This window comes from Streptomyces sp. NPDC031132 (genome assembly GCF_055570595.1).
Genome location: NZ_JBVIGX010000015.1, coordinates 1 through 13,354 on the forward strand (window position 1 = coordinate 1; position 13,354 = coordinate 13,354).

The 13,354-nt window shown below is 77.1% G+C and carries 5 protein-coding genes; all 5 read right to left on the bottom strand.

Going from position 1 to position 13,354, the window contains the following annotated elements; genetic code table 11:
* Window positions 1–136 precede the first annotated feature (136 nt).
* On the bottom strand, window positions 137–2,131 hold the full coding sequence (locus ACZ49B_RS22675; RefSeq protein ID WP_468308715.1) for a hypothetical protein: 1,995 nt from the start codon (window positions 2,129–2,131) through the stop codon (window positions 137–139).
* On the bottom strand, window positions 2,128–6,123 hold the full coding sequence (locus ACZ49B_RS22680; protein WP_468308718.1) for a DUF5682 family protein: 3,996 nt from the start codon (window positions 6,121–6,123) through the stop codon (window positions 2,128–2,130). The genes ACZ49B_RS22675 and ACZ49B_RS22680 overlap by 4 nt, the downstream gene beginning before the upstream one ends.
* Window positions 6,120–7,283 (bottom strand): ATP-binding protein, encoded by a 1,164-nt coding sequence (locus tag ACZ49B_RS22685; protein ID WP_468308720.1) that lies wholly within the window; start codon window positions 7,281–7,283, stop codon window positions 6,120–6,122. Before ACZ49B_RS22685 ends, ACZ49B_RS22680 begins: the two co-directional genes overlap by 4 nt.
* A 92-nt stretch (window positions 7,284–7,375) precedes the next feature.
* The gene (locus ACZ49B_RS22690; protein WP_468308723.1) at window positions 7,376–12,343 is read right to left on the bottom strand and encodes a DNA-binding protein; all 4,968 of its coding nucleotides are present in this window, start codon (window positions 12,341–12,343) and stop codon (window positions 7,376–7,378) included.
* Window positions 12,340–13,209 (bottom strand): DUF4132 domain-containing protein, encoded by an 870-nt coding sequence (locus tag ACZ49B_RS22695; protein ID WP_468308724.1) that lies wholly within the window; start codon window positions 13,207–13,209, stop codon window positions 12,340–12,342. Before ACZ49B_RS22695 ends, ACZ49B_RS22690 begins: the two co-directional genes overlap by 4 nt.
* Window positions 13,210–13,354 lie beyond the last annotated feature (145 nt).

A 13,354-nucleotide genomic window follows, 5' to 3' on the forward strand; every position in this document is an offset into this window, starting at 1 on the left:
GGATCAGGGAGCGGCGTCCGGTGCGTGCGATCGCAAGGCCGAGGAGGGAGTCGACGCGGAGCGTCGGCGAGTGACGAGAACGCGGCGAGCGCGCGCACCGGACGCCGCGAGCCCGGCCTGATCGGCAAGACACCCCCTAGGACCAGGAAGCGGCCACCAGGGAGCGTTCCGCCGCGGCCAGGTGGGTGGAGGCGGCCAGCCAGGCCCAGGCGTAGGCGTCGGGTGAGGGGTCCGTCAGGCGGCCGAAGTGGTCGCGGGGGCGGCGGTCCGCCTCCGCGGCGAGGGCCGTGGCGAGCTCCGCCGCCGCGGTGAAGCCGGCCCGGCGCAGCGGGCCGTACGAGGTGGGGCGCTCGGCGGTGCGTGCCGCCTCGGCGACGGCGCGGCGGCCGCCCGCCACTCCGGCTTCCAGCAGCCGGCGTACCCGCCACAGCGGTGAGTCGGCCAGGGGGTCCGGACCCGTGGCAGCGGCGGCGGGGGCCGCTGCCGTCCCGGGCGGGAAGTGGCTGCCCTGGAGCAGGTCGTAGCCGAGGTCGGCGCGGCCCAGCCACTCCTCGGGCAGGCGCAGGGTGTGCTCCGCGCCGGGCACCGGCCCGACGGCGAGGGGGCGCAGGGTGGCGGCGCGGTCCAGGTCGGGGCGGCCCAGGACGCGGAGCACCAGCCCCGGATGGGCGGCGATACGGCGCAGGTTGGCCGTGTGCGGCAGTTCCGGATGCGGGTGGGCGGCGCGCAGCCGCAGCAGGGGCGCGTCCGCTCGTACCTCGCGGACCAGGAGGTCCTCGCCGGCCGCCCCGACGACGGTGACCTCACAGCCGAGGAGGGCGGCTGCGGCTCCGTCCGGGTCGGTGTCCCGGTCGGCGAGCTGGGCGGCCACGGCCTCGGCCGCCGGGCGGGCGAAGAGCGCAGCAGCGGGTTCCTCGGTCCACGGGACGCCGCGCAGCGGGGTGGCCTGGACCCCGCGTCCGGCGCCGAGGCGGCCGTCTGCGGAGACCGTGGCCCCGGCGATACGGAGTCCCCCGCGCGCGAGGCCCGCGTGGTCGAGGGCGGCTCCGCCGAGGGCCACGGAGGCGGAGCCGGCGCCGCGGGCGCGGGCCAGGCCGCCGGGGCGGACGTCGGACACCGAGTAGCGGGCGCCGTCGGGGGCGAGCAGGTGCGTGACCACTCCCCCGTAGCCGGTGGCCGAGAGGACCGGCTCCCGGCACAGGCCGTACACCCGCAGGCTGCCGCCCGGCTGGTAGGCGCGGCGTACGGTGCCGGTGACCGCCGGGCCGGCCGTACCGGAGGCCAGCAGTCCGGCGGTGTGCAGGAGTTCGCGGAACGCTCCGGCGAGGTCGCCGAGCCGGTGGGCGCCGCTGCGCTCCCGGGCGGCGCGCAGGCCCCGTACGACGCGCAGGGTGGCGGCCTCGGCGCGGGGCAGTCCGGCGAGGCGCGCGGTGTGGGCGGCACGCAGCAGCTCGGCCTGGACCACGGCGCCGCCGGCCGTGACGCCGGCCGCGAGGGCCTCGGCGGCGGCCTGCCAGAGCGCGGCGGCGGCGCCGAGCTGGGCGGCGGTGAGGGCCTCGGGGGCGGGCTCGGGCCCGCCCGAAGAGCCCGCGAGCCCGGCCCCCGAGGCGACTCGCCCCGCACTCGACCGGCCGGCGGCTGCAGCTCCCGTCTGCGACCCGGCCCCGGCATCGGGCGCGCTCGCGGAGTCGGCCCCCGGCACGGAAGGAGATGCGGGCACGGCTCCGGACCCGCCCGCGGACGCTGCATCGGCATCGGCATCGGCATCGGCATCGGGGTGCGGTAGTTGGTCCGCGTCGGCCAGGGGGGCTGCGCCCAGGACTGCCGCCCGGTGCAGGCAGCGCGGGGCCAGCAGGCAGGTGCAGAGGGCCTGTTCGGCCGCGGTGACCGTACCGGCGGGGCCCGGCCGGAGGGTGACGAGCGCGTCCTCGCCGAAGCGGACGGTGACGCTCCCGTCGTCCGCCCGGGCGGCGCCCGCGGCGCAGCCCTCGATGGCGGCGTCGAGCTTCTTGCGCAGCCGGGCGGTGAGGTTCTCGACGGCCTCGGCGAGGACCTCGGGGGCGACGGGCGGCAGGAGCCCTGTGTGCGACTCGGCACTCAGCTCGGTGTCGGTGTTCGTGTCGGTGCTCAACGGGGTTCTCCACGGAGGCGGTCGCCCACCCAGCGGGCGAGGGCGAGCGGGCTGAGGGCGGCCACCGGCATGCCGGCCGCGACGAGCTGCCGGGCGACGGGGACCGAGTACCGGGGCGCCCCGGCGTCGTCGAGCGCGGCGCAGCCCAGCAGATGGGCTCCGGACGCGGCCAGCGCGCGGACCTCCCCGAGGAGTCCGCCGATCGGCGCGCCCTCCTCGAAGTCGCTGACCACGACGACGAGGGTGCGGCTCGGCACGGTGATCAGGGACCGTGCGTGGGCCAGGCCCGCCGCGATGTGCGTACCGCCGCCGACGCGGACCTCCAGGAGCAGCGAGAGCGGGTCCTCGACGCGGTCGGTGAGGTCCACGACCTGGGTGGAGAAGGCCAGGAAGTGGGTGGACAGGGTCGGTACGCCGCCGAGGACGGCGGCGGTGAGGGCGGACCAGATGACCGAGGCCTCCATGGAGCCGGAGACGTCGACCACGAGGATCAGCCGCCAGTCGGCCTCGCGGCCGGCCCGGGTGCTGAACACGGGCCGTTCCGGCACGACGACCACCCGGCCGTCGCCCTGGCGGCGGGTGTGCGCGAGGTTGGCCCGCAGGGTCCGGGCCAGGTCGAGCCTGCCGCCGGGGCGGCGGGTGGGGCGCGGAGTGGCGAGGCCGGACAGCGCCGGGCGCAGCCGGGTGGCGAGCTCCTTGGCGAGCTCGTCGACCAGCCGCCTGACCAGGGGCCGCAGCCGGGCGAGTTGGGCCTCGGGCATGCCGCCGGCCAGCGACAGGACCGAGCTGAGCAGTTCCACGGAGGGGCGGACGGCCGCCGGGTCGAGCTGGCTCAGCACGTCGGTGCGGCCCGCGTCGGCCGCCTCGGCGAGCACCTCCTCGCGTACGTCGGCGCCGAAGAGCGATTCGAGCTCCTGCGACCATTCGCGGGCCGTGGGGAACGAGGGCTCCTGGCCGCCGCCGTTGCCGCCGTTGCCCCGGCCGCCTTCGAGGTCGGCGGCGCCTTCGCCGCGGCCGTTGCCGTACAGCTCGTCGAGGGCGTGGGCGTAGCGGCGGGCGCCGGCGGGGAGCCGGTCGCGCTGGCGGCCGAGCAGCAGGCGCCAACGATCGGCGGGGGCCAGCCGGTGGTCTCCGCGCAGGGGCGCGGGTACGGCCCGTACGGGTACCGCCGGATCGGGGCCGGGTTCGGGAGCCGGGGCCGCGTGGGCCGGCAGCGGAAGGGCCTTCAGGGCCGCGGCGCCGGCGGCGTCCGCGGCGGCCCAGAGGGCGAGCAGGGCGGGCGGCGCGTCGAGGGACAGGTCGAGGCGGTCGCCGAGCCGCTCGGTGACGGTGTCCAGCAGCCGGTCGCGGGCGGCCGGGGCGAGTACGTCGAAGCCTCCGCGCAGGGCCGGGAGCCGGTCCAGGAACTCCTGGTCGGCGAGGCCGTCGATCCGGTCGAGGACCGGGGTGAGGGCGGCCGCTGAGGAGTCGAGCAGCGGTCCGGCGGCGGCCAGGACGCCGCCGAGGCGGCGGGCGAGGGAGCGCCGGCCGTCGGGGGTGCCTGCGCCGTCGATCCATCCGGCGGCGCGGTCGCCGAGACCGGCGGCCGGGTCGAGATCGAGGAGGACCCGTACGGCCAGTGCCGCGCCCTGCATCAACGGGGATGCGGTGGCGCTCAGTTCCGCCAGGGCGGTGTCCATCCGCAGGCCCAGGTGCAGGGCGGCGGCCCGGTCGGCGAGGGCCACGAGGGCGCGCGCGTCGGCCTGGTCCTCGCTGCCGGCGAGACCGGGCAGGGACCGTACGGCCGCTTCGAGCAGTCGGCCGGTGAGCGCGGCGGCGGCGGTGCGGGAGCCGTCGGAGGTCCCGGGGAAGTGCCCGCGGGAGAGACCCTCCAAGAGGTCCAGCGACTCGAGGAGTTCGGGCAGGGTGGCGGTCTGCGGCAGGACCTCGGCGGCCTCCTCCAGTCGTACGTCGACCAGTTCGGGCAGATCGCACCGCGCGGCGGCGGCCAGCCCGGTGAGGAGCTGGGCCGGGGTCGGACCGCCTTCGGCGGCGGCCCGGCGGGCCGTGTCGCGCAGGGTTCCGGCGGCGGCCTGGGCGGCGGTGACGCCGCGGACGCCGGCCAGGTCGAGGCGGGCCGGGACGGAAGGCGTCCAGGTCAGCCGCCACTTGGTGCCGAGGGCGGTGCCGTCGCCGGTGGCGGCCACGGCGAGGGGCTCCCCGTACGAGGCCCCGCAGACGGCCAGCCGCTGGAGCAGCACCTCTCGGCGCCGGTCGAGCGGGGAGCGGAGGGGGTCGAGGCGGACCTCGCGGGAGGCGGGCTCCTCGGGACCCGGCAGCCGCAGCTCCGCCAGCTCGGCCTCGACGGAGGGGCCGAGGCCGGAGCGCGGGGCGTGCGGGGTGATCCGGCCGCGGCCGGTGCCGACGAGCACGGCCTCCAGCGCGCGGGCCAGCGCCCGGCCCCGGCCCAGGGGTTCGCCCTGGCCGAGCACGGTGGTGACGGCCTCGAGGAGTTCGCCCCGGCCGGGAGCGGGGAGCCCGCGCAGGACGGCGAGGTCGCAGGCGAGCCGCAGCGTCTCGGCGGCCTCGCCGGTCCCGGCGGTGTGCCCGGCACGGCGCAGCTCCCGGCAGATGCCGGTGACGGCGACGGAGGCGGCATCCCGCACCCGCACCGGATCCCCGCCGGCCTCGAGCACGGCCTGCTGCCAGAGCGGATCCCGGATCCCGGCGGGGTACCCGGAGCGGGAGTCGAGCAGATCGAAGGAGTACGGGACGAGCGAGGTGACGGCCTCCTCACCGGCATCCGCCGCGGGCACGAGGGCCGACCCTGCGGCCGATCCCCGGAGCGCCGCTTCCGGGCCACCCCCCGGGCCGGTACCGGACCCCGCCCCGCGACCGTCCCCGGGTGCCCCACCGGACCGCGTCGCCGAGCCGTCCCCGGAAGCACGCACCGAAGCCTGCCCGCTCACCGGGGTGTCCGAGCCGACGGCCTCGCCCGCGCCGGCCGCAGCAGCCCCCACGGCCGAAGCCGCCGACGCATCGGAACCGGGGACCGGGGGCTCCGGGGCGGAAGCATCCGTCCCCGGGTCGAGCGCCGGGCCGGCCGCGGACGGACCGACGAGCGGCTGCCCCCCGCGCGCGGAAGCCGCGCCGGTACGGGGACCGGGAATCGGCACCTCGTCCGCTGCCGTGGGCACGACGGCCGCGGGCTCCTTGCCCGACGCACGGTCCGCATCGGTGGTCCGGGGCGGGGTCGAGTGAGCAGCCCGGACGGCCGGTACGGCGGCACCCTCCGGACCGGGGTCGGTGACGACGAGGGCCGGAGCGTGGAAGGCGCCGATCAGCGCGGCGACCTTCCGGCCCCCGGAGGCGGCGGCATTGACGACGCTGCGCATGTGGGCCTCGCGGGCCAGGTCGGTCGCAGGTACGGGACCGTCCTGACGCAGCGCCCAGCCGACGCCGAGCGCGGCCCGCCGAACGGCTTCCGGGGCGCAGCCGGGAGCCAGCACCTCCACGGCCCGGTCCCACAGGTCGTCACCGTCGCGCCCGGTCCCGGACGCGGTCAGCGCCTGCGCGAAGGACCGCCGGCGGCCGGGGGCCGAGTCCCCCGCCGCGTCCTGGTCCGGGGACCGCAGGGTCCAGCCGGGGTCGGTCAGGGGGAGGTCGCAGCAGCGGACCTCCGCGCCGCGCGCACGCGCCCAGCGGATCGCGGCCAGCTCCGGGGAGAAGTCCGCGAACGGGTAGAAGGCCAGCCCGCCGTCCCGTCCCGTGCCGGCCAGGGCGACGGGAGCCGTGGTCTCCGGATCCGCCAAGTGCTCCAGCCACGGCTGGAAGTCGGTCGGCAGCTCGACGCAGACCACCTCCGCCTCCGAGGCGTCGAGCAACGCCGGGACCACCGCCGCCAGCGCGGGGCTGTGGTGGCGAACACCCAGCAGGTACGGCGCGCGGGACGCGGCGAGCGCGTCCACGACGTCCCGCGGATCGGCGTGCACGCCCCGCTTCGGCGCCGTCATCGGAGGTTTCCGCGGAGGTCCCACAGGCGGCGCCACATCGCCGAGCCGTCTTCCGCGCGGCGGCGGACCGGGCCGTCCCAGTACCCCAGCAGGCGGCCGTGGTCGGCCGGGTCGTCCTTGCGGACCACGCCGAGCAGGTGGCCCGGCAGGAGGTCCAGTACGTCGCCGCCCGGCAGGTACGCCGCGGCGACGCCCAGCGAGGCCGCCACCTGGACCGCCTCGGCGGTGGACATGACCGTACCGGGGCGTTCCACGTCCCAGCCCTCCGCCGAGCGGCCGGAGCGCAGGTCCCGGAAGACCGTCACCAGCGCGTCGAGCACCGCGTCGTCCACTCCGAACGCCGCCCCCGCCCGCTGCACCGCGGCCACCGCCTGGCGGCGGATCAGCGTGGTCTCCGCGTCCGCGTCCGCGATCGGCGCGACCGTCTCGAAGTTGAAGCGCCGCTTGAGGGCGGCGGACATCTCGGAGACCCCGCGGTCCCGCAGGTTGGCGGTGGCGATGACCGTGAACCCGGGGGCCGCGGAGACCACCGCGTCCTCGGTGGCGGTCAGTTCGGGCACGCTCACCCGCCGGTCGGACAGGATCGACACCAGCGCGTCCTGTACCTCGGGCAGACAGCGGGTGATCTCCTCCACGCGCACCACCCGCCCGGTCCGCATCGCGGAGAGCACCGGGGAGTCGACGAGCGCCTGGGAGCTGGGGCCCTGGGCGAGCAGCAGCGCGTAGTTCCAGCCGTACCGGAAGGCGTCCTCCGTGGTGCCGGCGGTGCCCTGCACGGTCAGCGCACTGGTACCGCAGACGGCGGCGGCCAGCAGCTCGGACAGCATCGACTTCGCGGTGCCGGGCTCGCCCGTGAGGAGCAGGCCCCGTTCCCCGGCGAGGGTGACGACGCACCGCTCCACCAGGGCCCGTTCGCCGACGAACTTCGGGGCGATGGCCAGCTTGGCCGGGAGCCCCGCGCGGCGGCGGCCCGGCAGGGCCAGCTCCACGCCCTCGCTGCCGCACACGAAGGTGACGACGGCGCGCGGCGTGAGCACCCAGCCGGGCGGGCGGGGGCCGGTGTCCTGGGCGGCGAGGAAGGCGAGTTCGGCGGCGTACCGCTCCTCGGCGGGCAGCGCTTGCCGCGCAGAGGTCTGAACGGGTGTGTCGGTAAGGGTCATGAGGTGGTGTGTCCTTCGCAAGGTACGGGCGTACGGGGTGCGGGGGGGGCCGGGCGGCGCAGTGCCCCGCCCGGCCCGCTCGGCGGTCGGCTTCAGCGGCGGCGCGTGCGCGTGCGCTTGACCTTCAGTGCCTCGAAGCGCGGTACGTCGCCCTCGCGGACCCGCTGCCAGGCCCGCCGGTAGAGGTCCGCGGCCGGCTCGTCCGGCACCAGCACGCCCAGCACCGGCCGGCCGCCCGGCGCCAGCCCGTACATCGGGAGCTTCCACCGCTCCACCGGCAGCACCGGCGAGGACATCTCCGCCCAGCCGCCGGGCAGGAACAGCGAGCGCCCCGCCCTCGTCCGGGAGGCCGTCACCACCAGCTCGGTGGCGGCCAGCTCGGCGCGGGCGGCCTTCAGCCGGGCCGGCTTCCAGCCCGTCCAGCGCGCCACGTTGCGGTCGGTGGGGTCGGGCATGGCGAGCAGCGCCAGGTACACGGCGGCCGCGTCCGCGCCCAGGCCGTGGGCCTCGGAGACCTCCGCCACCAGCTCGGGCACCGAGCGGCTCGGGTCCTGCGGCCACCACGTGCCGTCCTTGTCGACGGCGCCGGCGCCGGCCGCCGGAGCGCCCGGGTCGGCGAGCAGCGCGGCGAAGCGCGGGTCGTGGGCGGCGCGCAGCGCCGTCTCCACCGACGACGGCTGCTGGTCGTCGCCGCGCAGCGCCGGCAGGTAGGGGTCGGATCCGGTGGAGTCGAGCAGGGCCGTCCGCAGTGCGGGCTTGGGCCGGTCGTCCTGGGTGGCCATGACCACCGCGCCGTACCGCTCGTAGCCCTCGCCCGTCTCGGTCGGCGTGCCCGCCGCCTTCCGGAAGTCCGGGAGGCTGGTGAAGTGCCCGATGGTGAGGAGCAGGCCGGGCGCGGCGAGCCGCTGCCGTACGGCAGTGAGCGCGGGCGGCAGGGCGGCCCGTACGGGATCGCCCGCGGGCAGCCGGTGGGCGAGCCAGGCCGTCAGGGCCAGCGCTCCGGTCAGGACGGACGCGGTGAAGGGCTGGCCGGCCGGTTCGCAGGGCTCGGCGTGGTCGCCCTTCACCTCCCAGGCCACGTCGACGCCGAGCGACGGGGACGCCGCGGGGTCGAGGATCGCGGCCAGCGCCCGGTGCAGGGGCCACGACGTCTTCGCGGCCCGCGTGGCCTCGGTGAGCAGCCACTCGGGCACGGGCTTGCGACGGCCCACGCGCCGGTTCCACAGCTCCGCGGCGGCGGCCACGTCCGGGCCCTCGGTCCACAGCCGCGCCGGGTCGGCGGGCAGCAGCGTCGCCACGAGCTCGCGCCGCAGCTCGATTTCGAGGCTCTTGAGTTCGGTGCGGGCGTTCTTCGCGTCGGCCAGCTTGACGCCCAGGGCGGTGCGCAGTTCGGCCGGCAGGAAATCGTGCTCGTAGCTGTCGATGCTCGGCAGGCCGGCCAGCAGCAGGCGCGCCAGGGCGGCGGACACGCCGGTGAGGCGGACGAACTCGTCGGCGGCTTCGGGGAAGAACGGCGCCGGGCCGCGGTCCGCGGCCTCGGTCAGGAAGGCCGTCAGCCAGCCGGGGCCGCGCTCCCGGTCGCCGAGCGGGGCCTCGCCGCGCAGGGTGTACGGGCCGGGCACGGCGAAGCGGCCGGCGGGGTCGTACAGCAGCGCCCCGAACTCGTGGCCGTCGGGTACGGAGGTGCAGTGCTCGGTGAGGCCGAGGACGGCTCCGCCGCCGAGCGGGAGCAGGCTGCGGTGCGAGGTGTTCCGCTCGATGCCGTCGGGGGTGCGCAGGTGGCGCTGGTCGAGGTGGACCAGGACCCGGCGCCAGCGGTCGGCGGAGCCCTCGGCCGAGTCCAGCCCGAGGGCGTCCACCCGGCCGAGCAGGGTGCACAGGGCGGTCCGCTGCTCGTCGGTGGTGCCGACGGCGACGGCCCGGTACGCGATCGCCGCGGGCTGGTCCAGCAGCTGCGTGAACGGGAGGGCGGAGTAGGGCAGTGCGGGCAGGTCGAAGTGGAGCCGGCCGGGGACCTCTTCGGCACCCGTGTCGGCGGCCGCCCGGACCAGCCCGTCGAGGTAGCGGTAGGCGACGTCGCTCTGGGCGCCCCAGCGATAGTACCCGTTGCTGCCGAGCCCGTACAGCGCCTCGGCGATCAGTTCGTCGGTCGGGCCTTGCGGCTGCCGGTCGGCGGCCGCACCCGTGTCGGGGTCCAGCCGGGCGGCGACCTCGTCCAGCGCCTTCTGCTGGACGAGCGCGAAGCGGAGCACCTCGATGATGCCGCCGATCAGCTTCGGGGCGGTGACCTGCGGCAGCGCGGCGCGCACCACGTCGGGCAGGTCGGTGACGGCCTCGGCCGCGGCGGCCGCCCGGAGCAGGGCGCCGATCGCGACCCGGTCCGCCGCGCGCAGGGCGGCCGAGGCTTCGGGGTCGCGCGGGCGCAGCGCGTACCAGAAGGGCAGCGGCGGCAGGTCCACGCTGCCGGTCGCGAAGGCGGCGTTGCGGTAGTCGCCGCGCGACTGGGCGGTGACCACGCCGTCCGGGTCGCTGATGCTCAGCTCGCGCCAGCGGTGCGTCAGGGCGCGGGGCCGCTCGTCGCCGGGGAAGGCGAGCGCGGCGACGGGCATCTCGCTGCCCTCGGGCACGCTGACGGTGCGTCCGGCGGTGTCGGAGCCCTCCCAGCCCCGGCCGGGCAGGCGTACGGTGCGCCAGCCGAGCAGGCCGCCCGCGGGTGCGCCGAGGACCGAGCCCTCGACCGTGGGCGCCGGCCGCAGCCAGCAGGACTGGGCGGGGACGGTGGCCTCTCCGAGGGGGGCGCCCGATCGGCGGGTGAGGGCGTCGGCGAGGAAGCCCGGCTGCGAGAGCCGCCCGAGGGCGCCGTCCGAGGGGTCGTATTCGCGCCAGCCGCCGACGTTCTCCTGGTCGCGGCGCTGCCACACCCAGTACGAGGTCCCGTCGTGCAGCAGGGGCTGCTCGCTCGGCAGCCGGGTGTCCCCCGCGTGCAGGACGCCGCCGCCGGTGGTGCGGCCGCCGCCGGGAAGGGGCAGGCTGATGTCGTCGGAGCGCAGGTTCCAGTGGTTGCCGGAGTGGTCCAGGGTGAAGACGGTGCCGGGCGCGGTGTGCCAGTAGCCCTCGATGCCCCCGCCGCCCCAGTGGGAGGACCAGAAGACGAGCAGTTCGCCGTCGACGTAGTGGAATCCGTAGCGGTGCGCGTTGCCGCTCGGCGCCCGCAGGTCGTGGGTGAGCACGGTGGAGTCGGCGTCGATGACGCGGACCTGGGTGGAGTTGGCGACGATCAGGTACGGCCAGGCCTCGACGACCGTCAGCGCGTGCCCGCCCTGGGCGGGCGACAGCTCGGCGACCGCGGACTCCCAGGCGGGCCAGCACAGTTCCTCGAAGAGGCCGGCGCGCAGGGTACGGGCGAGGGTCTCGCCGAGGTCGGCGGCGGCCGCGGCGGCCACCTCCTCGCGGGCGAGTTCGAGGGCCTCGGCGGGCAGCCAGGTCAGCCGGCGGATGGCCTCGGGCAGGCCGGGCAGACCGGCGGCGGTGGAGGCGCCGGCCACGTCGTGCATCCACTCGGTGAGCAGGGGACGCCCGCCGGGCGAGGCGGCGAGCAGCCGCATGACGTTCACCGCGTCGGTGTCACCGCCGAGGCCGTACGCGGCGCGCCGGAAGGCGGGCCGGAATCGCTCGTCTGCGGCGATGGCGAGGAGGTCCCGGCGCCGGTCGGAGCTCGCCCAGTCGGTCAGGTTCAGCTGGTCGTGGCGCCGGCGGGAAGCGGGGTCGGGCTCGGGGTCGGTGACCGGGACGTCCAGGGAGAGCAGCAGGTCCAGCAGGTCGGCGTCCTCGACGCCCACCTTCAGGCCCGCTTCGCGGCCGGGCTCGGCGAGTTCGGCGCGCAGCCGGCCGGCGGCCCGGGTGACGAGGTCGAGCAGGGCGGGCAGCGTGGGGCGCGAGCCCCAGCCGGTGTGGCGGGCGGCGTGGAAGCGTTCGAGCCAGCCGGCGGCGCCGTCGGAGCAGCGCTGCTCGGCGGGCAGTCCGTCCTGGATCAGCCCGGCGGTGGCGCCGGATTCCTCGAGCACGCCCAGCCAGAGGGCGGAGAGTTCGCCGTCGCCGCCACCGGGCGGCATCAGACCGAGCAGGGTGCCCCGTACGGCCGGTACCCGGCGGGCCAGCGCGACCAGAGCCGTGCGGTGCGCCTTCCACCAGCCGAACGCGGCGCGCAGGGTCGCGGGCAGCGGCAGCAGTTCGGCGAGGTAGTCCTGCTCGGCCTCGGTGCCGGTCAGGCCGGCGGCCCGGGCGAGGCGGCGCAGCTCGGTCGCGGCCTGTGCGGAGGGCGGCAGCCCGCCGGCGGTGCGGCGTACGCACAGGCGGCGGAAGCGCTCGTGGGCCTCGGCGGGGCTGACGCGGCCGGACAGCTCTTTGGCGTATCCGGTGAGCACCTTCACCGGGAGGGCGCCGACCAGGGCGAATTCGAGGAAGACGCCGTCGAGGCGGTCCTCGTCGACGGCCAGGCCGTGCTGGGCCTCGCTGGTCCGGGCGCGGCCGAACAGCTGGGCGGCGTACGTGGTGTTCTCGACGGCGAGGAAGACGCGGGCGGCCTGCTCGTAGAAGACGGGCAGGAAGTGCGGGACGGCGGCGGCGAGCCGGCCGGCCAGTTCGTGGCAGGCGTCGAGGGCGGCCTTGGGCTTGGTCTTGGCCTGGCGGGCGACCCGGTCGAGTTCGGGGACGACGGCGAGGGCGTGGTGGCCGTCCTCCGGGTGGTGGACGAGGACCCATTCGGGGAAGCCGAGGGCCTGGCGCTGGCCGAGGCCGACCACGGGCGGTTCGCCCTCGTCGAGTACGAGTCCCAGGAAGCCGGCGGCCAGGTCCTCGGCGGGACCCAGTTCGGCGGCGGCCAGTCGGACGACGACGCGGTCGTCGGCGAGGGCGGGGTGGCGGTAGCTGCGCGCGGTCAGGTCGACGGCCGAGGGGCCTGCGCCCTCGGTTCCGCGGGGCAGCACGGCGCCCGCCTTGAGCAGCAGTTCGGCGTCGGCCGCGGTGTCGGTTGCCCTCGTGGTGCTGGTGGTGGTGCTCATCGCGCGTCCCCGCCCTCTTCGATCTTGCGCCCGGCGTAGAGCGCCGCGGCCATCCGCATTCCCTCGGACCAGGCGACCGGTCCGACCTCCGTCAGGCGCACCGCCCGGCCGTTCTCGTCGTGCCAGCTCAGGGCGCCGGTGCTCGTCTCGTCCTCGTAGTACGGCTCGCCGATCCAGACCGCCGCTTCCGTGCCCCCGCCCGTGTCGCGGACCTTGCAGGTCGCGTAGCCGCCGGAGACCCGGTAGCCGAGGCCCGTCGCCCGGGCGGCCAGGCCGAACCTGCTCGCGAAAACTCCGCCCGCGTAGTCCCGGACCTCGGTGGCGGTGGCCGCGAGCCCCTCCGGCTTCTCCCAGGTCGGCCGGTGGATCTGCTCGACGCGCTGGACGATGCCGAGTTCGGCCGCGAAGTCCCGTACGTCGTCCAGGTCGGGCAGCAGCACCGGGTGCGGCAGGGTCACCGTGCGCGGGGAGAGCCGTACGGTCTCGCCGTCGAGGTTGACCACCTTCAGCTCGCCGGAGGCGGTGGCGTCGCGCAGGAAGCCCACTTCGTCCGGGTCCTCACCGACGACGGCCATGTCGCGCAGCGCGCTCTGCCAGGCCTCGTCCGGCCAGACCTGCGCGAGCAGCGCCGTCGGCACGGGCAGCGAGGACACCATCCAGGTGTCCACCTGGGCGGTGCAGGCGGCCTCGTGCCGTTCCAGCCATTCGGCGAGCCGGCGCAGCCGGTCCACCTCGGGGTGGTCGCGCAGCGCCTTGGGCAGCGTCTTCAACTGCCGTCCCGCCGCGCGGCCGGTGGCGGACCGCGCCGCCACCTTCCCTTCCACCAGGGCGATCTCGTACCCCTCGCCCGCCGCCAGCCATGCCATCAGTACGTGCCCCTCCGCCTGCCCGATCCGGATGCGCGCAGCGTCGACCAGGGGGAAAAGCCCCCTGAGCTGCGGTATGCGGGGAGACTAGCGAGAGCCACTGACAACGCCCCACGAGGGGGCCCTGCTCGACTCCGGCGTGGGC

Bases quoted from the DNA above. Each gene is read 5' to 3' on its own strand.
- ACZ49B_RS22695 (WP_468308724.1), bottom strand. From the start codon at position 13,209: ATGGCATGGCTGGCGGCGGGCGAGGGGTACGAGATCGCCCTGGTGGAA.
- ACZ49B_RS22690 (WP_468308723.1), bottom strand. From the start codon at position 12,343: ATGAGCACCACCACCAGCACCACGAGGGCAACCGACACCGCGGCCGAC.
- ACZ49B_RS22685 (WP_468308720.1), bottom strand. From the start codon at position 7,283: ATGACCCTTACCGACACACCCGTTCAGACCTCTGCGCGGCAAGCGCTG.
- ACZ49B_RS22680 (WP_468308718.1), bottom strand. From the start codon at position 6,123: ATGACGGCGCCGAAGCGGGGCGTGCACGCCGATCCGCGGGACGTCGTG.